Origin of the sequence: Massilia endophytica (genome assembly GCF_021165955.1) — a bacterium.
Lineage (GTDB): Bacteria > Pseudomonadota > Gammaproteobacteria > Burkholderiales > Burkholderiaceae_D > Rugamonas > Rugamonas endophytica.
This window is the reverse complement of sequence record NZ_CP088952.1, coordinates 4277081-4303590: the sequence shown is the minus strand read 5'-3', so window position 1 is coordinate 4303590 and position 26510 is coordinate 4277081. Positions and strand designations below refer to the sequence as shown.

Here is a 26510-nt window from a genome sequence, read left to right as displayed (position 1 = left end):
TTATTCGGTATCGGCCATCTGGCTTTGCAGGTAGTTCTGGATGCCGATCTTGCCGATCAGGTCGATCTGCGTTTCCAGCCAGTCGATATGCTCTTCGGTGTCTTCCAGGATCTCCAGCAGCAGGTCGCGCGACACGTAGTCGCCCACCTTCTCCGCCTGCGCGATGCCTTCCTTGATCGTGACGTGGGCGCCGCGCTCCAGTTTCAGGTCGCACTCCAGCATCTCCTGGGTGGACTCGCCGATCAGCAGCTTGTGCAGGGCCTGCAGGTTGGGCAGTCCGTCCAGCATCAGGATGCGGTCGACCAGCTTGTCGGCGTGCTTCATCTCGCCGATCGATTCGTCGTACTCCTTCTTCGCAATTTTCTCGAAGCCCCAGTGGCGGTACATGCGCGCATGCAGGAAGTACTGGTTGATAGCGGTCAGTTCATTGGTCAGCTGCGCATTCAGCAGACGGATGACGTCTTTATCGCCCTTCATGGGTGTGCCTTTATTGTTGGTGTTGAACGAAGCCCATTTTGCCATGAAGGCAAGGCGGGCGTAAGGGCGCGGGGCCAATCAGGATTGCTAAGCTAAATGAAAACCATTATCATTTAGAACTCCCTTCCCATCCCAGAAAGTCCATCATGATGCTCCACGTTCCCGGTGTTTTGACCCCTGAACAGGTGCGCCAGTTCCGCCAGAAGCTGGCGGAAGCGGAGTGGATCGATGGGCGGGCCAGCGTGGGGCAGCAGGGCGCGGCGGTGAAGCGCAACCGGCAACTGGCCGAAGGGTCGCCGCTGGCGGTCGAACTGGGGAATGCCATCGTGCGCGCGCTCACGGCCAATCCCCTGTTCTTCTCGGCGGCCCTGCCGCTGCGCGTGCTGCCGCCCTTCTTCAACAGCTATACGGGCGGCGAGCATTACGGCCTGCACATCGACGGCGCCATTCGCGCCCGCAACGACGGCAGCCAGACCATGCGCGCGGACGTGTCCACCACGGTCTTCCTCAGCGATCCGGACGAATACGACGGCGGCGAGCTGACGGTGATGGACTCGTACGGCGCGCACGAAGTGAAGCTGCCGGCGGGCGACGCCATCGTCTACCCATCGAGCAGCGTGCACCGCGTGAACCCCGTCACGCGCGGCGAGCGCGTCGCCTCCTTCCTCTGGACCCAGAGCATGGTGCGCGACGACTGGCAGCGCACCATGCTCTTCGAGCTGGACCAGAACATCCAGAAACTGCGCGGCCAGCACGGCGACAACGACGCCACCGTCGGCCTCGCGGGCCACTACCACAACCTCCTGCGCATGTGGGCCGAGATGTAAGATTGGAGAACGCCATGACTCCCAGTTCAGTGCACACCCTCATCAACCTTGAGCAGACTCTTGCAGTGATGCGCTCGAATATGCTGACCAAGCAGGAATTGCACGATGCGCTCAAGAAGCAAACCAGGCGCGTGATTACTTTTGTCTGCTGTTGGTGCGCCGCCCTCGTGGCCGCCACCTACTTCATCGCCACGCAGGTGCGCTGAGCAAAAAAAAGCCCGCGCTGGGCGGGCTCGAAGGGCTCATAGAAATCTTTACGACAGCCGGAAGTTGATTGGCACCAGCACGTACACCGGCACCGGCTTGCCGTCTTCAATATAGGGCTTGAACAGGGTGCGCATGGCCGCCTGGCGGCCTGCCTCGTCCAGGTTCTGCGAGCCGGACGAGGTCTGCACCACCGCCTTCTCCGGCAGTCCCTTCTCGCTGATCAGCACACGCAGCGTCACCACGCCGCTCTCGCCCATGCGGCGGGAGATCGAAGGATACACAGGCTGCGGCGGGCGAACATATTCAACGGCGGACACCACGCGCGGACCGGCGGGCGCTGGCTGCGCGGCCGGAGCCGCTGGCGCGGGCGCGCTCACCGCCACGGGGGCCGGTTCAGCCGCCTTCTGCACCGGAGCGGGCGGCGGCGGGGTGATGGTGTTCTCGATCTGGATCGGCAGCACCGGCAGCACCGGCGTCACGAAGGCGGGCGGCTTGGGCGCCACTTCCACCATCTTGGGTGGCGCGGAGGGCGGAGGCTCGACAGGCGTAACGAAGGTCACATCGACCACCTGCGGCAGCTTCTGCACGGCTTCGTGCACCATCGAGCTTTGCAGCCCGTAGAACAGCACGGCGTGAATGCCGGCGATGACCGCCATTTTGCCCAGCTGGCCGCGCTTCTCTTGCCACAGCCCGGACAGGAAGGCGCCCGCGTCGCCGGACGGCAGGGTCATCGTACTCATATTTACTGGGTGAAGACGGGACGTTTCAGGACAGTCTCGTTGACCTGCACCGCCAGGTGCTCGGTCAGCACTTCCTTGGCGCAGGGCGCGCATTTGCCGCAGCAGGTGGCCACGCCCAGGTCGCGGCGCAGTTCGGCCATCGTGCTCAGGCCCATATCCACGGCCTGGCGGATTTCGCGGTCAGAGATGTTATTGCAGACGCAGACGATCATTGCCTTACCTTTCAGCCATTGTTGCTTGTAACTTAATGAGAATCATTATCATTACGTTTCCTATTCTGCCGGAAGAGAGCGTACAATGCAAGCAGTTCATGCAAATACAAACCATTCGCATTCAGCTTATAATGAGCGCACTGACTTTCCCTAAAGAATCCATCGACCCGGCCATGACACTTGCCCCCACCCTGATCAATCTGGACACGCTGGCGGCCGGGAAGAGCGGCACCGTTGTGCACGTGGCGCCGGGCAATCCGGCCGACACCGAAGACGGCGCCGACCTGGCGCGCCGCCTCATGGAGCTTGGCTTCGTGCCGGGAGAGCGCATCCGCATGCTCAAGCGCGGCATGCCGGGCGGCGAGCCGCTCGCCATCAAGGTCGGCAACGCCACCTTCGCGCTGCGCCGCTTCGAGGCGGCCCTGATCGCCATCCAGCCGGAATAAGCCATGGGTGCAGCTGAAAAGACGGCGTCCGCCGTGGTGCGCATGCCGATGGTCGCCCTGCTGGGCAATCCCAACTGCGGCAAGACCGCGCTGTTCAACCGCCTCACCGGCGCGCGCCAGAAGGTCGCCAACTATGCGGGCGTGACCATCGAGCGCAAGGAAGGCCAGTTCACTTCCCCGGGAGGTAATACATATAAGGTGCTGGACCTGCCGGGCGCCTACAGCCTCTCCGCCCATACGCCGGACGAGGAAATCACGCGCGACGTGGTGGCCGGCCTGCGCCAGGGCGAGGCCGCGCCGGAAGTGGTGGTATGCGTGGTCGACGCCACCAACCTGCGCTTGAACCTGCGCCTGGTGCTGGAGATCAAGCGCCTCGGCCTGCCCATGATTCTCTGCCTGAACATGGTGGACGTGGCCAAGAAGCGCGGCATCGAGATCGACGCGGACAAGCTGGCGCAGGAACTGGGCATGACCGTCGTCGAAACGGTGGCGGTGCAGAACGGCGGCGAGAAGTCCCTGCTGCGCGCGCTGGACCAGATGTGGCCTTTGCATGTGGCGCAGGCACGCCCGCTGGCCGCCATCGACGCGGTATCGGTGGAAGAAACGCAGCGCGAAGTGCGCCGCATTCTCTCCATCGTGTCCAACGACTTCCACGATACCGGCAACCTGACCGAGAAGATCGACAATGTAGTGCTGCATCCCGTCGCCGGTCCCGCGATTCTGGCCGTGCTGATGTTCCTCGTCTTCCAGGCCGTGTTCAGCTGGGCCGCCGTGCCGATGGACATGATTACGGCCGGTGTCGAAGGCCTGGGTGAACTGCTCAAGGCGCATATGGCGGACGGCGTGCTGCGCAGCCTCCTGGTCGAGGGCATCCTGGGCGGGGCGGGCAGCGTGCTCGTGTTCCTGCCGCAGATCCTGATCCTCTTCTTCTTCATCCTCGTGCTGGAAGACTGCGGCTACCTGCCGCGCGCGGCCTTCCTGCTGGACCGCCTGATGGGCGGCGTGGGCCTCTCCGGCCGCGCCTTCATCCCGCTGCTCTCCAGCTTCGCCTGCGCCATTCCGGGCGTAATGGCGGCGCGCACCATTCAGAACCCGCGCGACCGCCTCGTCACCATCATGATCGCGCCGCTCATGACCTGCTCCGCGCGCCTGCCCGTGTATGCCCTGATCATTGCCGCCTTCATTCCGGACCGCCAGGTCTGGGGCGGCGCCGTGAGCCTGCAAGGACTGGTGCTGTTCTGCCTTTATTTTGCGGGCATCTTCTCCGCCATGGGGGTGGCCTACTTCATGAAGCGCACCATGGGCGCCAAGCGCAACCAGCCGCTCATGCTGGAGCTGCCCAGCTACCACTGGCCGCACATGCACAACCTGGCGATCGGCCTGTGGGAGCGCGCCAAGATCTTCCTGACCCGTGTCGGCACCATCATCCTGACCCTGATGGTGCTGCTGTGGGCCCTGTCCAGCTTCCCAGGCGCGCCGGAAGGCGCCACGCACCCGCCCATCTACTACAGCGTGGCGGGCATGCTGGGCCGCGCGCTCGAATTCGTGTTCGCGCCGATCGGCTTCACCTGGCAGATCTGCATCGCCCTGGTGCCGGGCCTGGCCGCGCGCGAGGTGGCGGTGGGTGCGCTGGGCACCGTGTATGCGCTGTCCCAGAGCGGCGACGAACTGGCAAGCTCGCTGGCGCCGGTGATCGCCCAGTCCTGGTCCATGGCCACGGCTCTATCCCTGCTGGCCTGGTATGTGTTTGCGCCGCAGTGCATGTCCACCCTCTCCGTGGTGCGCCGCGAGACCAACAGCATGCGCTATCCGCTGCTGATGGCGGGCTACATGTTCGCGCTGGCCTATACCGCGTCCTTCCTCACCTACCGCATTGCCTTGATGCTGGGGAGCTGACCATGTGGCAGGAGATCGTTGTCGGCATCATCGTGGTTCTCGCCGCGCTGCACGCCTGCACGAAGTACCTGCCATCGGCATGGCGGCGCCAGATCGTCTATCTGCTGTCGCGGCGCGGCTTCAACCAGGACCGCCTGGCGAAAATCTTCAAGACCCAGTCCAGCTGCGGCGACGGCTGCGACACCTGCGGCTCCTGCGAGCCCGAGGCGCCGCCGGAACCGGATTCCAGGCGCCGCGTCATCAAGATCCACAAACAGTAGGCCTGTCACAAAACCGGGAGCCCGAACGTCTTGTTGTCCGTTGAGCTTACAATGGACAGATCATGAGCCCTTCCCCGGAAGAAGAGACCTTCACCCGCCTGCGTCCGCGCCTGTTCTCCATCGCCTACCGCATGCTGGGCACCCGCGCCGATGCGGAAGACGTGGTGCAGGACGCCTGGCTGCGCTGGCACGAGGCCGAGCGCGGGACGCTGCAATCGGCCGAAGCGTGGCTGGTCACCGTTACCACGCGGCTTGCCATCGACCGGCTGCGCACACGCAAGGTGGAGCGCGAGGCCTATGTCGGCTGGTGGCTGCCTGAACCCTTGGTGGAGCTGGAAGAGAAAACGCCGGAAACGGCCGCCGAGCTGGCGAGCGAAGTTTCGCTGGCGGTCCTGTGGGTGCTGGAGCGCCTGGCGCCGGAAGAGCGGGCCGCCTTCCTGCTGCGCCAGGCCTTCGATCATGACTATGCCGATATCGCCGCCATGCTGGGCAAATCCGAGGCTGCATGCCGCCAGATGGTGAGCCGCGCCCAGGCGCGGGTTGGAGAGGAGCGTCCCCGCTTCACGGTGCCGAAGGACGCGCACAAGGAACTGCTGGGCAAATTCATGCAGGCGGCGGCCGTGGGCGACCGCAGCGCCATGAAGGCGCTGCTCTCGGACGAAGTGCAGTTCGTGGCCGACGGCGGCGGCAAGGTCACGTCCTTCCTCAAGGTGCTGCGCGGGGCAGGGCGGGTGGCAGGCGTCTACTGGTCGCTGGAACACAAGTTCCCTGGGCAGGTGAGCTACCGCGCCGCCCAGATCAACGGCGAACCAGGACTGCTGCGCTACGTGGACGGGCAGATCGAGTCCGCCCAGTCCTTTATCGTGGACGATGGGCGCATCGTCGCCATTTTTGTGATCCGAAATCCCGACAAGCTGGCAGGGATACCTCGGAATATTTGAGAAAGGCTGTCACAAACCGGCTAAGCGCCACGTCTTATGAGCATGAAGAGGGCGCACAGGGCGTCCTCCAGACCCTGAAAGGCCAAATCATGACTCATACTGCACGTCTTCCTTTCATCCAGCTCGCGCCGAACAACCTGCGCGCCATGATCGAGCTTTCCGCCAGCGTGAAGAAAAGCTCGCTGGGCGCACGCCTTGTGGAACTCGTCAACCTGCGCGTATCGCAGATCAACGGCTGCGGCGTCTGCATCGACATGCACTGGCGCGACCTGATCAAGCAAGGCGCCGATCCGCGCCACCTGAACGCGGTGGCCGGCTGGCGCGAGGCCCCCTTTTTCAGCGAACGTGAGCGCGCCGCGCTGGAATGGGCCGAAGCGATGAACGCCCTGCCGCAGCAGGACCACACCGATGCCGCCTTCGCCAAGGTGAAGGACTTCTTCAGCGAGACCGAAATTGCGGAGCTTTGCTACTGCGTGGCAGTGATCCGCGGCTGGAACGTCATCAACCTGAGCCTGCGCAACCAGATCCCGGAGAACCCGCCGCCCGGTTTCTGACAGCGATGGTGGACGGCGGCAAAGCTGCTAAGCTGGCGTTTGCTCAACAACGAGGAAGCGCATGATCACCGTCCACCACCTGAACAACTCGCGCTCCCAGCGCGTGCTCTGGCTCCTGGAAGAGCTGGGCCTCGACTACGAAATCGTGCGTTACCAGCGCGACGCCAAGACCATGCTCGCGCCGCCGGAGCTCAAGCGCATCCACCCCCTGGGCAAATCGCCCGTGGTGGTGGATGGCGACGCCGTGCTGGCCGAATCCGGCGCCATCATCGAGTATCTGCTGGAGACCCATGGCGGCGGGCGGCTGGTGCCTGTCGCGGGCACGGTGGAAAAGCGGCGCTGGACCTACTTCCTCCACTACGCGGAAGGCTCCCTCATGCCGCCGCTGCTGCTGAAGCTCGTGTTCGATCGTATCGAATCCGCTCCCGCCCCATTCTTCCTCAAGCCCTTCACGCGCGGCATTGCGCAGAAGGTCAAGCGTACCTTCGTCATGCCCCAGATCGCCTCCCACCTCGACTATCTTGAAGGCGAGCTGGCCCATCGCGACTGGTTTGCTGGCGGCGAATTCAGCGCCGCGGACATCCAGATGAGCTTCCCGGTGGAAGCGGCAGCCGCGCGAGGGGGCCTCGACAGCACCCGTCCCCGCCTGAGCGCCTTCCTCTCCCGCATCCACGCCCGCCCCGCCTACCAGCGCGCCCTCGAGCGCGGCGGCCCCTTCCAGCTCAGCTGACAGCCCAGCCCGTGTCACCTTCTGGTGCCAGGGAAGAAAGGGTGACACGAGCGCTGCGCTAGCCGCGTAGAGCACAGTCCGTGTCGCACTTTCTTCCCTGGCACCAGGGTGTGACACGGGCTCTACGGTAGAATGCGCGGATGGGGAGATTGCTTGCCATCGATGGGTTGAATATCGTGCGGCGCGTGTATGAGGCCAGCCCGGAGCCGGATTCGGATCTGAAGGCCGAGATCGCGCTGCGCCATGCGCTGTCGTCTTTCCGCACCCTCGTCAACGACCACGATCCCAGCCATGTGCTGCCTGCCTTCGATTTCGGCGGCACCACCTGGCGCCACGCGCTCTACCAGGGTTACCGCGAGGCGCGCGATCCCATGCCGGCGCCGCTGCGCGCTGCGCTGCCTGCCTTCTATCAGACTCTCGAGAAGATCGGCCTGAAGCCGGTGTCCCTGCCCGAAGTGGAGGCCGACGATGTGATCGGCACCGTCGTCATGCGCTGGCTGAACGAGGGCCGCGGCGAGGCCGTCGTCGCGAGCACAGACAAGGACCTGCACTGCCTTATCGCCCACGGCGCCCTGGTCTGGGATCACTTCCGCAGCGAGTGGCACGACCATGCATGGGTCGAGAACAAATGGGGCGTCCCGCCCGACCAGCTACCGGACCTGCTGGCGCTGATGGGCGATGCCACCGATTCCATTCCCGGCGTGTCCCAGGTCGGCATGAAGACGGCCGCGAAGCTGCTGCGCACCTACGGCACGCTGGACGGCATCATGGCCGGCGCGGGCATCCTGAAAGACAAGCTTGGCGAAACACTACGAAAAGAGCGCGAGATGCTGTATCTTTCACGTCAGCTGGTTCAATTGAAGACGGATGTGCGGGTCGGCGTCAGCTGGAACATGCTGGCCTGGCACCGCGCCCCATAGGACGAAGACGATGTTAAAGGCAGTGATTATCGACGGCAGCGCAGTGGCGCGCGGCCTGCTCAATACCGTGCTGACGGAGGGCGGCTACGATGTGGCCGGCCAGGCCCATACCTGCGCGGCAGGCGCCGTGCTGCTGATTAAGTATCAGCCCCAGATCATCTGCGTGGCGCGCGATTCCGTCGAGGCGGACGTGGATGCCGCCAAGGCCATGCGCGCCGATTACCCGAAGGCGCTCATGTTCATGGTCTCCAGCGAGTTCGATGCCGCCAGCGTGCAGTGGGCGCATGGCCTGGGCTTCAATGGCTTTATCGTGAAGCCCTTCAACGCGGGCACGGTGCTCAAGACCATCCGCAATACGGTGATCGCCATGGTGAAGCGCCAGCAGAAAGCCCAGGCTGAAGCCGCAGGCACGGAGGAATCAGGCGGGGACGAAGCCTGAACCGGCAATGATGCCGCCGCCGAGGCAGACGTCGCCGTCGTACAGCACGGCCGACTGGCCCGGCGTCACCGCCCATTGGGCATCCACGAAACTCAGCGCAAAATTGCCGTCCTCGCGCGGCGCCACGTCGCAGGCCACGTCGGACTGGCGGTAGCGCGTTTTGGCGGCGATGCGGCCCGCTTCGGGCGCCACGCCCGCGATCCAGCTGGCCTGGTCCGCTTCCAGCGTTTGCGACAGCAACCAGGGATGGTCGTGTCCCTGCACCACCCACAGCGTGTTGTTGGCGATGTCCTTGCGCGCCACATACCACGCGTCGCTGCTGCCGTCCGCGTTCTGGTAGGTCTTCACGCCGCCGATGCCGATGCCCTTGCGCTGGCCCAGCGTGTAGAACGACAGTCCCACGTGTTCGCCCACCACCTTGCCGTCCGGGGTCTTCATCGGTCCGGGCTTGTAGGACAGGTAGCGGTTCAGGAAGTCGCGGAAGGGACGCTCGCCGATGAAGCAGATTCCCGTCGAATCCTTCTTGGCGGCGTTGGGCAGGCCAAGCTTCTCGGCGATCTTGCGCACTTCCGTCTTCGGAATCTCGCCCAGCGGGAACAGCGTCTTGGACAACTGCGCCTGGTTCAGGCGGTGCAGGAAGTAGCTCTGGTCCTTGGTATGGTCGAAGGCTTTCAGCAGCTCGAAGCGCTGGTTCTCCGTGTTCTGGCGCACGCGCGCGTAGTGGCCGGTCGCGATCAGGTCCGCGCCCAGGTGCATGGCGTGGTCGAGGAAGGCCTTGAACTTGATCTCGGCGTTGCACAGCACGTCCGGGTTGGGCGTGCGGCCCGCCTGGTACTCGCGCAGGAATTCGGCGAACACGCGGTCCTTGTATTCGGCGGCGAAGTTGACGGCTTCGATGTCCACGCCGATCACGTCCGCCACGCTGGCCGCGTCGATCCAGTCCTGGCGCGTGGAGCAGTATTCGGAATCGTCGTCGTCTTCCCAGTTCTTCATGAACAGGCCCACTACTTCGTAGCCCTGTTCCTTCAGCATCCAGGCCGCGACCGAGGAGTCCACTCCGCCGGACATGCCGATCACGACTTTTTTCTTGCTCATTCCATTCAATCCGGTTCGGTCACACTTCCTCGAACACCGAGGAGTGGGTATGCAGGATGTCCAGCGGCGCGCGCTTGCCTGCCAGGTATTCGTCCACGCAGGTGAGCAGCAGCGGGCTGCGGTGGCGTTCGCGGCAGGCCGCGATCTCGTCGCGCGTCATCCACAGCGTGCGCAGGATGCCTTCGTCCAGGGGCCGGTCGTGTTCCTTGCCCACATCGCCGCAGAAGGCGAAGCGCAGGTAGGTCACCGCCTGCCCCGTGCGCGCGGAACGGTAGCGCGACATGTACATGCCCACCAGCGCGGTGGGCGTGAAGTCATGCGCCGTTTCTTCGAGGGTCTCCCGCACCACGGCCTGTTCGAGCGATTCGTGCTGGTCCAGATGGCCCGCCGGCTGGTTCAGGCGAATGCCATCGCTGGTCTCTTCTTCGATCAGCAGGAACTTGCCGTCGCGCTCGATAACGGCGGCGACGGTGACGTTAGGTCTCCAGGTAAGCGGCATGTTTCATCCTTGAAAGAGGCGCTATTTTAGCCTGTTCCGGCTGAGCGCACCGGACCCGCCCCGGCGGGTGTGGGATTCTTCCAAATGTTGCAAACATAAAATGTTGGCTTTTATGAATCCATGTTAGATTTTAGCCAGTTTATCCACATTTTTGGAGGCACTTATGAGAATAGGCGTTCCGGCCGAGACCAGGCCGGGGGAGACCCGAGTTGCAGCCACGCCGGAAACCGTCAAGAAGCTGGCCGGGAAGCACACCATCGTCGTGCAGTCGGGCGCAGGGCTGGCGGCATCCATCACGGATGACGCCTATGCCGCCGCAGGCGCCACCATCGGCAGCGCGGCCGATGCACTGGGCGCCGAGATGGTGCTGAAGGTGCGGGCGCCCGATGCCGCCGAGCGCGCGCAGATGAAGCCGGGCAGTGTGGTGATCGGCATGCTCAACCCCTTCGACGCGGAAACCATCGTCGCCATGGCTGCCTCGGGCCTCTCCGCCTTTGCGCTGGAGGCCGTGCCGCGCATTACGCGCGCTCAGTCCATGGACGTGCTGTCATCCCAGGCCAATATCGCGGGCTACAAGGCCGTGATGGTGGCTGCGAACACCTATCAGCGCTTCATGCCCATGCTGATGACTGCAGCGGGCACGGTGAAGGCCGCGCGTGTGCTGATCATGGGTGTGGGCGTGGCGGGCCTGCAGGCCATTGCCACGGCCAAGCGCCTGGGCGCCGTGATCGAAGCTTCCGATGTGCGCCCGCCGGTGAAGGAGCAGGTGGAGTCGCTCGGCGCGAAATTCATCGACGTGCCCTTCCTCACGGACGAGGAGAAGGAAATCGCGCAGGGCGTGGGCGGCTACGCGCGTCCCATGCCTGCGGACTGGATGCGCCGCCAGGCGGAGCTGGTGCACGAACGCGCCAAGCTGGCCGATATCGTCATCACCACCGCCCTCATCCCCGGCCGCCCCGCGCCGGTGTTGATCTCGGAGGAAACCGTGAAGGCCATGAAGCCGGGCTCCGTCATCGTGGACCTGGCGGTGGAGCAGGGCGGCAACTGCCCGCTCTCCGAACTGGGCAAGACGGTGGTGAAGCATGGCGTCTACATCGTCGGCGAACCGAACCTGGCCTGCCAGGTGGCGGCCGATGCGTCCGCGCTGTACGCGCGCAATGTGCTGGACTTCCTCAAGCTGGTGATCGACAAAGAAGACAAGCTGCTGATCGACCGCGAAGACGAAATCATCAAGGCCACCCTCGTCGCCCACGCTGGCGAAGTGCTGCGCAAATAGGAGAGACATATGGAAGTCAGCCACACCATCATCAACCTGATTATTTTCGTGCTGGCGATTTACGTCGGCTACCACGTGGTCTGGAACGTTACGCCTGCGCTGCACACGCCGCTCATGGCGGTGACGAATGCGGTATCGGCCATCATCATCGTCGGCGCCATGCTGGCGGCGGGCCTGACGGATGGCGTCGTGGGACAGGTCGCGGGCACGGTCGCCGTGGCGCTGGCGGCCGTCAACGTCTTCGGCGGCTTCCTCGTCACCCAGCGCATGCTGGAGATGTTCAAGAAGAAGGAAGGCAAGGGCGCCAAGGAAGGGGGCAAGCAATGAGCTTCATTTCCATGAACCTGGTGACGATGCTGTATCTGATAGCGTCCGTGTGCTTTATCCAGGCGCTGAAAGGCCTTTCCTCGCCCGCCACGGCGCGCAAGGGCAATGCCTTCGGTATGACCGGCATGGCCATCGCCTTCGTGACCACTATTGCGCTGATCCTGAAGCTCAAATCGGAAGCGGCGGCGGGCGGCGGCATTGGCCTTGGCCTGGTGGCCCTCGGCGTGGTGGTGGGCGGCGCCATCGGCGCCTACCTGGCGAAGAAGGTTGAAATGACCAAGATGCCGGAACTGGTGGCGGCCATGCACTCGCTCATCGGCCTCGCCGCTGTCTGCATCGCCGTGGCGGCGGTTTCGGAGCCGCATGCCTTCAATATCGCCGCCGTGGGCGAGGCTCTGCCCATCGGTAACCGTATCGAACTCTTTATCGGCACCTTCGTGGGCGCCATCACCTTCAGCGGCTCGGTGATCGCCTTCGGCAAGCTGGCGGGCAAATACAAGTTTCGCCTGTTCCAGGGTGCGCCCGTGGTCTTCAGCGGCCAGCACATCCTGAACCTGGTGCTGGCGCTGGTGATGATCGCGTTGGGCCTGGCCTTCGTTTTCAGCGGCGGCGTGGAGCCGGCATGGACGCCTTTCCTGCTCATGACGGCCATCGCCTTCGTGCTCGGTGTGCTGATCATCATTCCCATCGGCGGTGCGGACATGCCGGTGGTGGTGTCCATGCTGAACAGCTATTCCGGCTGGGCGGCGGCAGGTATCGGCTTCTCGCTGAATAACTCCATGCTGATCATCGCCGGTTCGCTGGTGGGCAGCTCGGGCGCGATCCTGAGCTACATCATGTGCAAGGCCATGAACCGCTCCTTCTTCAACGTGATCCTGGGCGGCTTCGGCGGCGAGGCTTCCTCTGCCAGCACCGGCGGCGCGCAGCAGCAGCGTCCCGTCAAATCCGGCTCGGCGGACGATGCGGCCTTCCTGATGAGCAATGCGGAAACCGTCATCATCGTTCCGGGCTACGGCCTGGCAGTGGCACGCGCCCAGCACGCGCTGAAGGAACTGGTGGAGAAGCTCACCGAGCATGGTGTAACGGTCAAGTACGCGATCCACCCCGTGGCGGGCCGCATGCCGGGCCACATGAACGTGCTGCTCGCCGAAGCCGAGGTGCCATACGACCAGGTGTTCGAGATGGAAGACATCAACAGCGAGTTCGGCCAGGCCGACGTGGTGCTCGTGCTTGGCGCGAACGACGTGGTGAACCCGGCAGCGAAGGATCCGAAGTCGCCCATCGCGGGGATGCCCATCCTGGAGGCCTACAAGGCCAAGACCGTCATCGTCAACAAGCGCTCGATGGCGGCCGGCTACGCAGGCCTGGACAATGAGCTCTTCTACATGGACAAGACCATGATGGTCTTCGGCGATGCGAAGAAAGTCATTGAAGACATGGTGAAGGCGGCGGAGTAAGAGCATGGCAATGAAGCGGCGTATTGTGCGCGGGCTGATTGTGGTGGCCCTGATCGCAGCCTGGTTCAACGGGGCCAGCTATCTGGAAGCGAAGCGGATTTCGGTGCCGATGCCCTCGGCATCGCAGCCGCCCGCGCCCATGTCGGCCGCCGAGCGCGCAGCCCTGCTGGAGGATGTGCGTATCCTGTCCTCGCCCGAATACGAAGGGCGCAGGACAGGCACACCAGGCAACCGCAAGGCGCAGGCGCTGATCGAGCAGCGCTTCGCCGCGCTCGGCCTGCAGCCCTTCGGCGGCAGCTTCCGCCAGCCCTTCACCTTCAAGCACCGCAGCATCAAGGGCCTGGTGACGCCAGGGCGCCCTTACGAAACGGCCTATAACGACGCCACGAATATTGTCGGCTATGTGCGGGGCACGGCGGCGCCGGACCGCTACCTGGTGATCTCGGCGCACTACGATCACCTCGGCATCCGCAACGGCAAGCTCTATCCCGGCGCGGACGACAACGCATCTGGAGTGGCTGCCATGCTGGCGCTGGCAGCCCGGTTCAAGGCCAATCCGCCGCAGCATTCCATTATCTTCGCCGCTTTCGATGCCGAGGAGCTGGGTCTTGAAGGCGCCAATGCCTTCGTTGCGAGGTTGCCGGTGCCGAAGGAGCAGGTTGCGATGAACCTGAACTTCGACATGATCGCCCACAATAACGACAACCAGATCTTCGTCGCGGGCACCCACCACTACCCCTTCCTGAAACCCCTGGTGGAGCAGTCGGCAGCCGCCACGTCGGTGCACGTGACGGCGGGGCATGACCGCCCGCAGCTGCTGGCAGGATCGGTGGAGGACTGGACCTCCAGCTCCGATCATGGAGCCTTCCACAAGGCGGGCATCCCCTTCCTCTACTTCGGCGTGGCTGACCACGAGGACTATCACGCGCCGAGCGACACTTTCGCCCGCATCAACCCGGCCTTCTTCGCCAGCGTGACGCAGATGCTCACCGGACTGGCCATGTCCCTGGACCGCAACCTGGATACCATCGCCCAGGTTGCGGCAGCCCGCTGAGCGCTTGCATTGGCCGGGCGTTGTGCTATAGTCCCGGCAGATATATGGTAACGTTTCCATATGGCATAGCCGACCCAGTGGGCGGGGCTTTGCAGTATCCTTGCGCAATCTCAGACTGAATAAGGCGTTAGAACCTTGGCAACCATCAAAGATGTGGCCCGACTGGCTGGCGTAGGCCTCGGCACCGCTTCGCGCGTCGTCAGCGGCAAAGGCGCGGTCTCCCCGGCCACGCTGGCCAAGGTGCGCAAGGCGATCGAGGAGCTCGACTTCCGGCCTTCGCATGCGGCGCGCTCCCTGCTGTCGGGCACCACGCAGATGATCGGCGTGTACATCCCCATCCTGAAAGGCACCTTCTATACCCCCATTCTGCAGCTGGTGGACGCCGAACTGCGCGCCAACGGCATGCACATGGTGGTGGCTTTCGGCTCCGGCCAGGGCGACGCGCGCGGCCAGGCCATCGAAGGCATCGAATTCCTCATGCAGCGCGGCTGCGACGGCATCATCACCATGAGCACCGCGCTCCTGAACAGCGATATCGAAGCATTCACGGCGCGCGGCTGGAAAATGGTGGCGGTGAACCACAACGCCAACGGCCAGAGCGAACAGTGCTTCTATGTGGACCACCGCCAGGGCGGGGCGCTGGCCGCGGCTGCCCTGCTGGCGCACAAGCACAGCAAGATCGCCGTGATCGCCGGTCCTTCCAGCGCGCCGGACAACGTGGACCGCATCAGCGGCTTCATGGCCGAACTCCAGCGCTGCGGCATCGATCCCAAGGTGCTTTGGATCGCGGAGAGCGACTTCTCGCCCGAAGGCGGCTGGGCCTGCGCCGAGGAGCTGCACAAATCGGGCTATGAATTCACGGCCGTCTGGTGCGCCAACGACGAAATGGCGGTGGGTGCGCTGTCGTACTTCCAGCAGGCGGGCATCGCCGTGCCGCAGCAGGTATCGGTACTGGGCTACGACGATACGCCGAGCGCGGAATTCACCGCGCCGCGCCTGACCTCCGTGCATGTGCCCTGGCGCGACGTGACGCTGAGCGGACTGAATTCGCTGCTGAACCGCTGCTACGGCGGGGAGCGGCCGGTATCGAGGCAGTACCCTGTCAGCGTGACGCACCGCGCCTCGCTGGCCGAAGCAGCGCGCAAGTAAGAAAACAAGGCATGCGTTTTCGGCATGCCTTTATAAATGCCGTATATGGAAAGCTTTCCAAAAAGGAGATGGAAATGCACAGATTGATACGCCTGATGCTCTTCGCCGCGCTTCCGGTGCTCGCGGCCTGTGCGTCGGTGCGCGAGCCCGCGCCGCAAGGCCTTTCGATGATCCATACGGAAGGCACGCGCTGGCTGAATGCGCAGCAGCAGCCCGTTACCCTGCGCGGCGTCAATCTCGGCAACTGGCTGCTCAATGAGTTCTGGATGATGGAGCAGGGTTCGGCGGGCATCGACGACCAGTGCAAGCTGGAGGCGGTGCTGGACAAGCGCTTCGGCCACGCCGAACGCGAACGGCTGATGAAGCTCTTCCGCGATAACTGGATCACCAGCCGCGATTGGGACCTGATGAAACAGCATGGCCTGAACGTGGTGCGCCTGCCCTTCATCTACAGCGTGGTGGAGGACGAATACCGCCCGCGCCAGCTGCGTGCCGACGCCTGGCACTACCTGGACTGGGCGATTGCGCAGGCCGAGGCGCGCGGCATGTACGTCATTCTCGACCTGCACGGCGCCGTGGGCAGCCAGGGGCATGAACACCACAGCGGCTGCGCCAACCGGAATGAGTACTGGACCAATGCGGACTACCAGTCGCGCACCGAGTGGCTGTGGCAGCAGGTGGCCACGCGCTACAAGGACCGCGGCACGGTGGCGGGATACAGCATCCTGAACGAACCCTGGGGCACCACGCCCGAGAACATGGCCGCCGTGATGCGCAAGCTGTATGCGGCCGTGCGCGCGGCCGACCCGAACCACGTCATCATCCTGCCGGGCCATGTGAAGGGCATCGACGCTTACGGCAAGCCTTCGGACTACGGCATGCGCAACGTCGCCTTCGAAATGCACCCTTATCCGGGGCACTTCGGCTGGGCCAAGCCGGGCGTGGAAGTACACCGCAAGTGGCTCACCTGCGATGCCAGCGGCGGCGACACGGTCTGCGCCTGGGACGAACGCCTGAAGCGCCTCGACACCGCCTTCTTCGTGGGCGAGATGCAGCCCTATGCCTTCCTCGGGCTGGAGCGCGGCGGGCAGGTGGCGCGCGCTTCCTTCGACACCTACGCGAAGCTTGGCTGGGCGGCCACCGCATGGTCCTGGAAAGTCGTCACCCGGAAGGGCGGGCATGGCGAAGGCATCTGGGGCATGGTCACCAACGCTCCTATTGCGCCTGTACCGGAAATCGATTTCACGACCGCACCGCTGGCAGATATCGAAACCCTGTTCCGTTCCTTCGGCACCCAGCAATACGAAATCCACGAGCCGCTGCAACGCTGGCTCACCAGCACTTCTCCACGGAACATCAATGACATCCAATAAAGACCAAGACCTCCAGCGCAGCGATTTCGGTGCGGACTTCCTCTGGGGCTGCGCCACCTCGTCCTACCAGATCGAAGGCGCCGTCCACGAAGGCGGGCGGGTGGAATCGATCTGGGACCGCTTCTGCACCCAGCCCGGCAAGATCCGCGACGGCTCCAGCGGCGCCGTAGCCTGCGACCACTACCACCGCTGGCCGCAGGACCTGGACATGCTGAAGGACATGGGCGCCAACGCCTACCGCTTCTCCATCGCCTGGCCGCGCATCTATGGCGACGGCAAAACGCCCAATGAGGAAGGCATCGCCTTCTACGAGAAGCTGGTGGACGGCCTGCTGGAGCGCGGCATCGAACCGTGGATCACGCTCTACCACTGGGACCTGCCGCAGGTGCTGCAGGAGCAGGGCGGCTGGGCCGTGCGCAGCACGGTCAACGCCTATCTCGAATACGTGGACCTCATGACGCGCCGCCTCGGCAGCCGCGTCAGGCACTGGATCACGCACAACGAACCATGGTGCACGGCCATGCACGGCTACTGGGACGGCATGCATGCCCCAGGCATGAAGGACTTCCGCACCGCCGTGCAGTGCAGCCACAATGTGCTGGCGTCGCACGGCCTGGCCCTGCCCATCATCCGCCGCAACGTGCCCGATGCGCGCGTAGGCATCGCACTAAGCCTGCACCCGACCTACGCCGCGTCGGACAGCGCGGAAGACAAGGCCGCCGCGCAGCGCCACGACGGCCTGCGCAACCGCTGGTACCTGGACCCCCTGTACGGCAAAGGCTATCCCGCCGACACGCTGGCGCTGATGGGCGCCGACGCGCCGAAAATGGAAGCCGGCGACCTGGAAGCCATCGCCCGCAAGACCGACTTCGTGGGCCTGAACTACTACTTCCCCGAAGTGATCGCGGACGCGCCAGGCCACGGGCCGCTGCACGGCCGCATCGTGCATCCGGAAGGTGTCGAGCGCACGGCTTTCGGCTGGCAGGTGGCGCCGGAAGGCCTGACGGACCTGCTGGTGCGCATCCGCCGCGACTACGGCGCCCAGGAGGTCTATGTTACCGAGAATGGATCCAGCTACGAAGACGTGCCAGGACCGGACGGCACGGTGCAGGACCCGCAGCGCCTGTCCTATCTCCAGCGCCACCTTGCGGCGATGCGTGAAGCCATGCGGCAGGGCGTGCCGGTAAAAGGCTATTTCGCCTGGAGCCTGCTGGACAACTTCGAGTGGGCCGAAGGCTATATCCGCCGTTTCGGCCTGGCCTACGTGGACTTCGCCACCCAGCAACGCACCCTGAAGCAGAGCGGCCAATGGTATCGCGCCCTCCTCAAAGGAACTCGTTGACAAAAAAATCGTCCCGCCAAATAATGGCGATCAAAATTGGTAACGTTTCCAATTTTGAGAACAGAGGGGACAGACCCCGCACGGTGGCTCGGCGCCCCCGTCTGTCCCCGGAAACCCAGTCGACCACCAACCACAGTCGGAGACACGACCTTGACCCGCCGCCCCCTCACCGCTCTCGCAGCCGCAGTCCAGCTGCTCTGCGCCGCAAGCGCTTTCGCCGCCCCAGCGAAAGCGCCCCTCAACGACTGGCCACACATTACGAGCGCGGTGAAGCAAGACGCCGCGCTCGAGGCGCGCGTCAAGGAAATCGTTGCCAGCATGACGCTGGAGCAGAAGATCGGGCAGATGACCCAGCCCGAAATCAAGGCCGCCACGCCGGACGACGTGCGCAAGTACTACCTCGGCTCCGTGCTGAATGGCGGGGGCAGCTGGCCGAACAACAATAAGTATGCATCACCGCAGGACTGGGTGGCGCTGGCGGACCGCTACTACGAAGCGTCCATGTCCACGGACATGAAGCACAAGGTGCCCGTCATCTGGGGCATCGACGCCATGCACGGCAACAGCAATGTGTACGGCGCCACGCTCTTCCCGCACAACATCGGCCTTGGCGCCGCGCGCGACCGCGCGGGCGTGGGCCAGATGGCGGAAGCCGTTGCGAAGGCGGTGCGCGCCACTGGCATCAACTGGGTGTTCGCGCCCACGCTGGCCGTGGTGAGGGACGATCGCTGGGGGCGCACCTACGAGAGCTTCTCCGAAGACCCCTCCATCGTGGCCGACTACGCGGCAGTCTATGTGAAGGGCCTGCAGGGCAACCTGAAGGACGACGCCACCGTGGTCGCCACGGCCAAGCACTGGCTGGGCGATGGCGGCACGGCTGAAGGCAAGGACCGCGGCAGCACCACCGGCACGCTGAAAGACCTGATCAACATGCACGGCGCGGGCTACTACCCGGCGCTCGAAGCGGGCGCCCAGACCGTGATGGCCTCCTTCAGCAGCGTCACCGACCCCAAGGCAGGCACCAGCTTCGGCAAGATGCACGGCAGCCATGCGCTGCTGACGTCCGCGCTGAAGGAGAAGATGGGCTTCGACGGCTTCGTGGTCTCCGACTGGAACGCCATTGAAGAAGTGCCCGGCTGCGCCAAGGACAGCTGCGCCCAGGCCATCAACGCGGGCATCGACATGGTGATGGTGCCGGACGACTGGAAAGGCTTCATCGCCAACACCATCGCGCAGGTGAAATCCGGACAGATTCCCATGGCACGCATCGACGATGCCGTGACCCGAATCATCCGCGTCAAGCTGCGCGCCAACATGAAGAAGCCTTCCGACTCGGCCTACGCGGGCAAGATGGAAGCGATGCAGTCGCGCGCGCTGGCGCGCAAGCTGGTGCAGGAATCGCTGGTGCTGCTGAAGAACGACGCCAACACGCTGCCGCTGGCGCGCGGCAGGAAGGTCCTCGTGGTCGGCAAGAGCGCCAACAGCATGATGGACCAGACGGGCGGCTGGACGCTGACGTGGCAAGGCACCGCCAACACCAACAAGGACTTCCCGAACGGAGACACCATTTTGGCGGGCCTGCGCGACGCGCTGGGCGAAGCCAACGTGAACTTCAGTGCCGACGCGGCAGGCGTGGACGTGAGCAAATACGACGCCGTGGTCGCGGTGATCGGTGAGCACCCCTATGCGGAAGGCGACGGCGACATCGGCCCGGCGGGCAACCTGCGCCACAGCACGCGCTACCCGGACGACTTGGCCGTGCTGCAGGCCGTGGCTGGAAAAGGCAAGCCGGTGGTGACGGTGTTCCTCTCCGGCCGACCCCTCTACACCAACGATCTGCTCAACCTGTCGGACAGCTTCGTGGCCGCATGGCTCCCTGGCTCGGAAGGCAAGGGCGTGGCCGATGTGCTGGTACGAGCGGCGAACGGCAAGGTCAACGCGCCCTTCCACGGCAAGCTCTCCTTCTCCTGGCCGAAGGAGCCCTGCCAGACGCCGCTCAATGTCGGCGACAGGAACTACGCGCCGCTGTTCGCCTATGGCTATGGCCTCGGCTACGGCAAGGCCAGCAAAGTCGGCCAGCTGCCGGTGGACACGCAGACTGCGGGCTGCGGCAACACCACCTCCTACCCTCTGCACAACCAGTCCGACCGCGCCACCTTCCCGCTTTACGTGAACAGCGGCGGCGAGCGCCGCGCGTTGGGCTCCGACCTGAACACGGTGCACACCCTGCCGACGATAAAAGTGGAAACGGCCCAGGTCAATACCCAGCAGGACGCCAAGCGCGTGACCTGGACCGGCGCGGGGAGCATCGAGGCGCACGGCAAGAAGGCCTATGCCATTCCCGCGTATGCGGCGAAGGACGGCGTGCTATCCTTCGACACCATCGTGACCGCGGCGCCGCAAGGCCCGGTAGAGGTGGCGATGGGGCCTGCGTCCATCGACATGTCGAGCGAGTTCGCGCGACTGGCGGGGCAGGGCAAGAAAACCGTCAAGATTCCGCTCTCCTGCTTCATCGCGAAGGGCGCGGACCTGAAAAAGATCGATACCCCGTTCAAGGTGAGCGCACAGGGCGGCCTGGTGGCGGCATTCGCCAACATCCAGGTGACGGGCGGCGTGGCGGGCGACAAAGACACGCTGAGCTGCAATAACTAAAGAAGAGGAAGAGAGACATGGAACACTACTCGCAGGCGAACGCCATGCCGCAGGGCGTGGCTGGACAGTCCAATACCGGGCCGCTGGTCATCATCACCATCCTCTTCTTCATGTGGGGCGCGCTCACGGCGCTGAATGACGTGCTGATTCCGCACCTGAAGGCCATCTACACCCTGAGCTATGTGCAGGCGATGCTCGTGCAGTTCTGCTTCTTCGGCGCCTACTTCATCGTATCGATCCCGGCGGGCATGCTGATCCGCCGCATCGGCTACCAGATGGGCGCCGTGACGGGCCTCGTCATTGCCGCCTTCGGCTGCGCCATGTTCTACCCGGCGGCGCAGGCAGGCTATGGCCTCTTCCTCTTCGCCTTCTTCGTGCTGGCGGCGGGCATCACCATCCTGCAGGTGGCTGCAAACCCCTATGTGACGGTGCTGGGCGACCCGCGCACGGCATCCAGCCGTCTGACGCTGACACAGGCCTTCAACTCCCTCGGCACCACGATCGCACCTGCGGTAGGCGGCATGCTGATCCTCGCAGGCGCCATGCGCGGCGCGGACGAACTGGCGGCCATGACGGCGGCACAGCAGGAAGGCTATCGCGCGGCGCAAGCGGCGAGCGTCCAGGGGCCGTACCTGGCGCTGGCCGGAGCCCTTCTGCTGCTGGCCGTTCTCTTCGCCATGGCGCGCCTGCCGAAACTGAGCGGCGCCAGCGCGGACGGGAGCTCCAGCGGCGAATCCTTCGGCGCACTGTTCCGCCACAAGCACCTGGTACTGGGCACGATCGGCATCTTCGTCTACGTTGGCGGCGAGGTAAGCATCGGCAGCTTCCTGATCAACTACATGGGCGAGGCCCACATCGCCGGTCTCGCCGCTGCGGACGCGGCGCACTACGTGAGCCTCTACTGGGGTGGCGCGATGGTGGGCCGCTTCATCGGTTTCGCCGTCATGCGCACGGTCAGCCCGGGCAAGGCGCTGGCCTTCAACGCCGCATGCAGCATTGCGCTGATCCTGGTTGCGGTCTTCGGCAGCGGGCATGTGGCCATGTGGGCGATTCTCGCCGTCGGCCTGTGCAACTCCATCATGTTCCCGACTATCTTCAGCATGTCGCTGCATGGGCTGGGGCGCCAGACGGGCCAGGCCTCCGGCCTGCTGTGCATGGCAATCGTGGGCGGCGCACTGGTGCCCTTCGTGCAGGGAGCGCTGGCCGACAGCATCGGCCTGCAGGTGTCCTTCTTCGTTCCGGCCGCCTGCTACGCCTTCATCCTCTACTTCGGCCTGAAGTACGCCAACCTTCACAAGCAATAAAATTGCTTAATAGGGGACAGACCCCTTTAAGAAATACTTCGTAGGGCGAAATATTTCTTAAAGGGGTCTGTCCCCATTTAAGTAATTTTTATCGGCGGCCGTACATCATCAGCTCGGCCAGCAGGCTGCGGGCGGGGCTGGCGAGGTCGATGGCGGCGAGGGTGAGGCCGAGCAGGCCTTGCACGGGACTGTCGTTGGCGAAGATGCGCGCCATGGTGTCCGTCAGGCGCACCGTCATGTCGCGGTCGCGGCGGCGCAGGGTCTGGTATTCGGCCAGGCGCCCGGGCGTGGCATCCTGCGCCAGCAGGCGCGCCAGCACCACCGCGTCGCGCAGGCCGAGATTCAGGCCCTGGCCCGCCACGGGGTGCAGGGTTTGCGCGGCATTGCCGATGGCCGTGATCCGCGCGCTGTCCGTCACGCCTGCATTCAGGCCGAGCGGGAAGGCAAGGCGGCGCGAGGCGGAGGTGAAGCGGCCTACGCGTCCGCCGAACGTTTCTTCCAGGCGGTTGAGGAATTCTTCGTCGTCCAGTGCGAGTACCGCGTCCGCCGTGGCGGGGCGCATGCACCACACCATCGAATAGCCTTCGTCCTGCGGCAGCAGGGCCAATGGGCCTTCGTGCGTGAAGCGTTCGTAGGCGCGGTGCGCCACCGGGGCGCTGGAGGTCACCTGGGCGATGATCGCCGTCTGGCGGTAGTCGCGCTGCACTGCCTTTGCGCCCTGCTCGCCGAACAGGCCTCCTTCGGCCTGCACCGCAATCGCGGCCGTGATGGGAGGCTGGCCTTCGAGCGTGAGCTGCACATGGTCCTGCTGCTCTTCGATGCCGCTGACGCGTGCGGGCCGGAGCGAGCGCACTCCCAGCTGTTCGCAGACGCGGCCCAGCGCCGTGACGATGCCGCCGTAGCGCGCCACATGGCCCAGCGCGGGGACGCCTTCGTCCTCGCGCGTGATCATGCTGCGTCCAAACTGGCCGCGCCGCGATACGTGGATCTCGTGGATGCTCGTGGATGGCAGGGGCCAGGCGCCGATCTGTTCGAGGATCTGCTGGCTGCCATAGGACAGGGCCAGGGTGCGCGGATCGGCGCTGGCCTGTTCCAGGGTGCGTGCATCGATGAGCACAATGCGCCCGGGCTTCACGCCGCGCCGCGCCAGCAGCGCCGCCAGCGCCATGCCGGCCGGTCCGGCGCCGCAGATGGCGATGTCGTAATCGGGCATCATGCTTCGCGCATCAGCGCTTCGATATCGGCTACCGTTTTCGGGGCGGAACCGGTGAGCAGCTGATAGCCGTCCGGCGCAACGACGATGTCGTCTTCGATGCGGATGCCGATGTTCCAGAACGCCTCAGGCACGCCTTCCGCCGGACGAACATAGATGCCCGGCTCCACCGTGACGGCCATGCCTGGCTGCAGGGGGCGCGATGGGCGCTCGGCCTGCGTCACGTCGCGGTAGGCGCCCGTGTCATGCACGTCCATGCCCAGCCAGTGGCCGGTGCCGTGCATGTAGAAGCGCAGGTGTCGCTTGTTGGTGATGACGTCGTCCACCGTGGCCGAGAGATTGCGGTCGACCAGGCCGAAGTCGAGCATGCCCTGGGCCAGCACGCGCAAGGCCGCGTCGTGCATGGCGGAGTAGGGCTTGCCGGGCTGGATGGCGTCCAGCGCCGCCTTCTGCGCTGCCAGCACCAGTTCGTACAGGTCGCGTTGCGGTCCGCTGAAGCGGCCGTTGACGGGGAAGGTGCGCGTGATGTCGGATGCGTAGCCATCGAGCTCGCAGCCTGCGTCGATCAGAACCAGTTCGCCATCCTGCATGCGGCGGTTGTTGGCGTTGTAGTGCAGGATGCAGCTGTTGGCGCCCGAGGCCACGATGGGCGTGTAGGCCGGGAACTGGGCACCGTTGCGGCGGAATTCGTAAAGCAGCTCGGCTTCGATCTCGTATTCGAATTTTCCGGGCCGCGTGGCGCGCATGGCGCGTGCATGGGCCGCGCCGGAAATCTGGCCCGCGCGCAGCATGATGGCCTGCTCGGTGGCGTCCTTCAGCAGGCGCATTTCCTCGATCATGGGCAGCACATCGCGCAGGGAGGAGGGCGGCACAACGCCGCTGCGGGCCTGCTTGCGCACGCTCTCCAGCCAGCCGCGCACCTGCGCGTCCTGGGCGGCGTTGCGGCCCATGGGGCAGTAGAGGGTGGTGGCGTTGGCCAGCAGCTGCGCCATCTGCTCGTCCAGCGCGGCGATGGGATGGGCGATGTCGAAGCCGAAGGCTTCGCGCGCCGCATCCGGACCATGCCGGAAGCCGTCCCAGATTTCGCGTTCTTCGTTCTTTTCGCGGCAGAAGAGGATACTGTGCGCAGGCGCGTCGCCGCGTTCGGCCACCAGCACCAGCACCGCTTCCGGTTCCCCGAAGCCGCTCAGGTAATGAAAGCTGCTGTCGAAGCGGTAGGGGTAGTCGCTGTCGCCGTTGCGCAGCACTTCGGGTGCGGTGGGGAGGACGGCAACGCTGCCTCTCTCCATCTGCGCCAGCAGGCGGGCGCGCCGCTCGGCATATGGCTTCATGCGTTCATGGCCGCGTTCAGCTGTTCGAGCTGCTGCACGGTGCCCACGTTGACCCATTCGCCTTCGTACATCTCGCCCCCGATCAGGCCCTTGTCCGCATACTCGAATAGGAGCTTGCCCAGGCCCGCCTTCTGGCCCGGCGTGATCCCGTCGAACATCTCGGGGCGGTAGACGCCGATGTTGGAGAAGTTCCATTTGGGCTCGCCCTGGCCGGACACGGTGTACATGTTCAGCGCGAAGTCGCCCTTGGGGTTGTGCCAGGGATTGGGCGTGAGCCAGATCCAGGCGATGTCGCGCTGGTCGGCCGCATAGGCATTGCCCCACATGTCCTTGTCGTGCAGGACGCCCACCGCTTCGCTGAAATCGAAATGCGGGCAGTAGATGTCGCCGGAGAGCACGAGGAAGGGCTCATCGCCCAGCAGATGCATGGCGTTGGCGATGCCGCCCGCCGTTTCCAGGGCTTCCTTCTCGGCGGAATAGGCGATGGAAGCGCCGAAGCGGCTGCCGTCGCCCAGGTACTCCTCGATCATGTGGCCAAGGTGGGCGTGGTTGATGACGATGTCCTTCAGGCCCGCGCGCACGAGGTTGAGCACATGCCATTCGATGAGCGGGCGACCGCGCACCTTGAGCAGGGGCTTGGGGCAGCTGTCCGTCAGGGGACGCATGCGTTCGCCGCGGCCGGCGGCGAGAATCATGGCTTTCATGCTGGCGTCCTCAGAAGGTGTAGCCGACCTGGGGCTGGACGTTCTCCAGCGTGTCGAGCAGCTTGAGGAGGGGCTTGAGGTCGCGGTAGCGGCCCGCCGTCTTGCGCACGTACTCCATCACGGTCGGCAGGTCGCCCAGGTACATTGGCTTGTTGTCGCGGTAGTTCAGGCGGCAGAAGATGCCCAGGATCTTCAGGTGGCGCTGCAGGGCCATGTATTCGAAGTCCTTGTAGAAGTCGTCGAAGTCCTTGTGTACGGGCAGGCCCACGGATCTGGCATGCTGCCAGTAGCGGATCACCCAGTCCAGCACCAGCTCCTCGTCCCAGGACACATAGGCGTCGCGCAGCAGGGAGGCCGCGTCGTAGGTGATGGGGCCATAGACCGCGTCCTGGAAGTCCAGGATGCCGGGGTTGTTCTCGTCCATCCACATCAGGTTGCGCGAGTGGTAGTCGCGGTGCATGGTCACCTGGGGCTGCGCCAGGCAATTGGCGATGATGGTGTCGAACACCTTGTTCAGCTCCGCCGACTGGGCCTCCGTCAGCGTGGTGTTGAGGTGCTTGGCGATATACCACTCGGGGAAGATATTCAGCTCGCGCAGCATGAAGGCGCGGTCGAACTCCGGCAGCTGGCCGGGCTGGCTGTGCTGCTGGATCTTCACCAGGGCCGACAGGGCCTCGGCGTACAGGGCGGAGGCGTTGTCGTGGTTGAGCGCCTGCAGATAGGTGGTGGTGCCCAGGTCGGACAGCAGCAGGAAGCCGCGCGGCACGTCGTCGGCCACGATCTTGGGCACGGAAACGCCGGCCGCGGAGAGGATGCCGTCCACCTTCACGAAGGCAGGCACGTTCTCGCGCTCGGGCGGCGCGTCCATGGCGATGAGCGTGGGGCCGTGTGCGGCCTGGTGCTCGGGCAGCACATCGATGCGGAAATAGCGGCGGAAGCTGGCGTCGGCCGAGGCGGGGCGGGCGGAGTCGGCCTGCACCAGGCCCGTGCTCTGCAGCCATTCTTTCAACTGGACCAGGCGAACATCGGCGGCGCCTGCTGGCAAATTAGACAATAAAGACATGAAAACGGCCTGCGAAATCCGG

The 26510-nt window shown here is 64.7% G+C and carries 28 protein-coding genes; 19 read left to right on the top strand and 9 right to left on the bottom strand.

Annotated elements, in window-relative coordinates; genetic code table 11:
- Positions 1-477, bottom strand: coding sequence for a bacterioferritin (bfr, locus tag LSQ66_RS19730; RefSeq protein WP_231766889.1), 477 nt, complete (start codon positions 475-477; stop codon positions 1-3).
- A 146-nt stretch (positions 478-623) separates the two neighbouring features.
- Here bfr and LSQ66_RS19725 point away from each other — a divergent pair, with 146 nt between their 5' ends.
- The gene (locus LSQ66_RS19725) at positions 624-1304 is read left to right on the top strand and encodes a Fe2+-dependent dioxygenase (RefSeq protein ID WP_231766888.1); all 681 of its coding nucleotides are present in this window, start codon (positions 624-626) and stop codon (positions 1302-1304) included.
- 14 nt (positions 1305-1318) lie between these two features.
- Positions 1319-1510 carry a hypothetical protein gene (locus LSQ66_RS19720; protein WP_231766887.1) on the top strand — a complete coding sequence of 64 codons (192 nt, stop codon included), beginning with the start codon at positions 1319-1321 and terminating at the stop codon, positions 1508-1510.
- Between the two features lie 48 nt (positions 1511-1558).
- On the opposite strand, the gene LSQ66_RS19715 is transcribed toward LSQ66_RS19720, so the two are convergent.
- The gene (locus LSQ66_RS19715; RefSeq protein WP_231766886.1) at positions 1559-2251 is read right to left on the bottom strand and encodes an energy transducer TonB; all 693 of its coding nucleotides are present in this window, start codon (positions 2249-2251) and stop codon (positions 1559-1561) included.
- Positions 2252-2253: 2 nt separating this feature from the next.
- Positions 2254-2463 (bottom strand): (2Fe-2S)-binding protein, encoded by a 210-nt coding sequence (locus LSQ66_RS19710; RefSeq protein WP_231766885.1) that lies wholly within the window; start codon positions 2461-2463, stop codon positions 2254-2256.
- Between the two features lie 131 nt (positions 2464-2594).
- Between LSQ66_RS19710 and LSQ66_RS19705 the strand changes: the two genes are divergently transcribed.
- From LSQ66_RS19705 to LSQ66_RS19670, 8 genes are all read left to right on the top strand, one after another.
- Complete coding sequence (locus LSQ66_RS19705; protein ID WP_407659539.1) at positions 2595-2909, top strand: FeoA family protein; 315 nt, start codon at positions 2595-2597, stop codon at positions 2907-2909.
- A gap of 3 nt (positions 2910-2912) precedes the next feature.
- Positions 2913-4805 (top strand): ferrous iron transporter B, encoded by a 1893-nt coding sequence (feoB, locus tag LSQ66_RS19700; RefSeq protein ID WP_231766884.1) that lies wholly within the window; start codon positions 2913-2915, stop codon positions 4803-4805.
- A gap of 2 nt (positions 4806-4807) precedes the next feature.
- Positions 4808-5065: a DUF6587 family protein gene (locus LSQ66_RS19695; RefSeq protein ID WP_231766883.1), complete on the top strand. Its 258-nt coding sequence runs from the start codon at positions 4808-4810 to the stop codon at positions 5063-5065.
- A 62-nt stretch (positions 5066-5127) separates the two neighbouring features.
- A complete protein-coding gene (locus tag LSQ66_RS19690) occupies positions 5128-6006 on the top strand; it encodes an RNA polymerase sigma-70 factor (RefSeq protein WP_231766882.1) in 879 nt (292 codons plus the stop codon).
- 89 nt (positions 6007-6095) lie between these two features.
- Positions 6096-6560 carry a carboxymuconolactone decarboxylase family protein gene (locus LSQ66_RS19685; RefSeq protein ID WP_231766881.1) on the top strand — a complete coding sequence of 155 codons (465 nt, stop codon included), beginning with the start codon at positions 6096-6098 and terminating at the stop codon, positions 6558-6560.
- A gap of 61 nt (positions 6561-6621) precedes the next feature.
- Positions 6622-7290, top strand: coding sequence for a glutathione S-transferase family protein (locus LSQ66_RS19680; RefSeq protein ID WP_231766880.1), 669 nt, complete (start codon positions 6622-6624; stop codon positions 7288-7290).
- A 140-nt stretch (positions 7291-7430) separates the two neighbouring features.
- The gene (locus tag LSQ66_RS19675; RefSeq protein ID WP_231766879.1) at positions 7431-8210 is read left to right on the top strand and encodes a 5'-3' exonuclease; all 780 of its coding nucleotides are present in this window, start codon (positions 7431-7433) and stop codon (positions 8208-8210) included.
- A gap of 10 nt (positions 8211-8220) precedes the next feature.
- Positions 8221-8649, top strand: coding sequence for an ANTAR domain-containing protein (locus tag LSQ66_RS19670; protein ID WP_231766878.1), 429 nt, complete (start codon positions 8221-8223; stop codon positions 8647-8649).
- Here LSQ66_RS19670 and mnmA read toward each other — a convergent pair.
- Together mnmA and LSQ66_RS19660 are read right to left on the bottom strand one after the other, a co-directional pair.
- A complete protein-coding gene (gene mnmA / locus LSQ66_RS19665; protein WP_231766877.1) occupies positions 8629-9744 on the bottom strand; it encodes a tRNA 2-thiouridine(34) synthase MnmA in 1116 nt (371 codons plus the stop codon). The genes LSQ66_RS19670 and mnmA overlap by 21 nt on opposite strands.
- A 19-nt stretch (positions 9745-9763) precedes the next feature.
- Positions 9764-10243, bottom strand: a complete 480-nt coding sequence (locus LSQ66_RS19660) for an NUDIX hydrolase (protein ID WP_231766876.1) — start codon at positions 10241-10243, stop codon at positions 9764-9766.
- A gap of 163 nt (positions 10244-10406) precedes the next feature.
- Here LSQ66_RS19660 and LSQ66_RS19655 point away from each other — a divergent pair, with 163 nt between their 5' ends.
- From LSQ66_RS19655 to fucP, 9 genes are all read left to right on the top strand, one after another.
- Positions 10407-11519 (top strand): Re/Si-specific NAD(P)(+) transhydrogenase subunit alpha, encoded by a 1113-nt coding sequence (locus tag LSQ66_RS19655; protein ID WP_231766875.1) that lies wholly within the window; start codon positions 10407-10409, stop codon positions 11517-11519.
- A 9-nt stretch (positions 11520-11528) separates the two neighbouring features.
- On the top strand, positions 11529-11846 hold the full coding sequence (locus LSQ66_RS19650; RefSeq protein ID WP_231766874.1) for a proton-translocating transhydrogenase family protein: 318 nt from the start codon (positions 11529-11531) through the stop codon (positions 11844-11846).
- The gene (locus LSQ66_RS19645) at positions 11843-13303 is read left to right on the top strand and encodes an NAD(P)(+) transhydrogenase (Re/Si-specific) subunit beta (protein ID WP_231766873.1); all 1461 of its coding nucleotides are present in this window, start codon (positions 11843-11845) and stop codon (positions 13301-13303) included. The genes LSQ66_RS19650 and LSQ66_RS19645 overlap by 4 nt, the downstream gene beginning before the upstream one ends.
- A 4-nt stretch (positions 13304-13307) precedes the next feature.
- A complete protein-coding gene (locus LSQ66_RS19640; RefSeq protein ID WP_231766872.1) occupies positions 13308-14357 on the top strand; it encodes a M20/M25/M40 family metallo-hydrolase in 1050 nt (349 codons plus the stop codon).
- Between the two features lie 135 nt (positions 14358-14492).
- Positions 14493-15506: a LacI family DNA-binding transcriptional regulator gene (locus LSQ66_RS19635; RefSeq protein WP_231766871.1), complete on the top strand. Its 1014-nt coding sequence runs from the start codon at positions 14493-14495 to the stop codon at positions 15504-15506.
- A gap of 74 nt (positions 15507-15580) precedes the next feature.
- Positions 15581-16879, top strand: a complete 1299-nt coding sequence (locus tag LSQ66_RS19630; RefSeq protein WP_231766870.1) for a glycoside hydrolase family 5 protein — start codon at positions 15581-15583, stop codon at positions 16877-16879.
- On the top strand, positions 16866-18221 hold the full coding sequence (locus tag LSQ66_RS19625) for a GH1 family beta-glucosidase (RefSeq protein ID WP_231766869.1): 1356 nt from the start codon (positions 16866-16868) through the stop codon (positions 18219-18221). The genes LSQ66_RS19630 and LSQ66_RS19625 overlap by 14 nt, the downstream gene beginning before the upstream one ends.
- Before the next feature lie 150 nt (positions 18222-18371).
- Entirely contained in the window at positions 18372-20873 is a 2502-nt protein-coding gene (locus LSQ66_RS19620; RefSeq protein ID WP_231766868.1) for a glycoside hydrolase family 3 protein, read from the top strand.
- A gap of 17 nt (positions 20874-20890) precedes the next feature.
- Positions 20891-22177, top strand: coding sequence for an L-fucose:H+ symporter permease (fucP, locus tag LSQ66_RS19615; protein WP_231766867.1), 1287 nt, complete (start codon positions 20891-20893; stop codon positions 22175-22177).
- 88 nt (positions 22178-22265) lie between these two features.
- On the opposite strand, the gene LSQ66_RS19610 is transcribed toward fucP, so the two are convergent.
- The 4 genes from LSQ66_RS19610 to LSQ66_RS19595 are packed head-to-tail and all read right to left on the bottom strand — an operon-like array spanning position 22266 to position 26488.
- A complete protein-coding gene (locus LSQ66_RS19610; RefSeq protein WP_231766866.1) occupies positions 22266-23393 on the bottom strand; it encodes an FAD-dependent monooxygenase in 1128 nt (375 codons plus the stop codon).
- Positions 23390-24721: a Xaa-Pro aminopeptidase gene (gene pepP / locus LSQ66_RS19605; protein WP_231766865.1), complete on the bottom strand. Its 1332-nt coding sequence runs from the start codon at positions 24719-24721 to the stop codon at positions 23390-23392. The genes LSQ66_RS19610 and pepP overlap by 4 nt, the downstream gene beginning before the upstream one ends.
- Positions 24718-25425: an N-acetylmuramate alpha-1-phosphate uridylyltransferase MurU gene (gene murU / locus LSQ66_RS19600; RefSeq protein WP_231766864.1), complete on the bottom strand. Its 708-nt coding sequence runs from the start codon at positions 25423-25425 to the stop codon at positions 24718-24720. Before murU ends, pepP begins: the two co-directional genes overlap by 4 nt.
- A gap of 10 nt (positions 25426-25435) precedes the next feature.
- Positions 25436-26488 carry an aminoglycoside phosphotransferase family protein gene (locus LSQ66_RS19595; RefSeq protein WP_231766863.1) on the bottom strand — a complete coding sequence of 351 codons (1053 nt, stop codon included), beginning with the start codon at positions 26486-26488 and terminating at the stop codon, positions 25436-25438.
- Positions 26489-26510 lie beyond the last annotated feature (22 nt).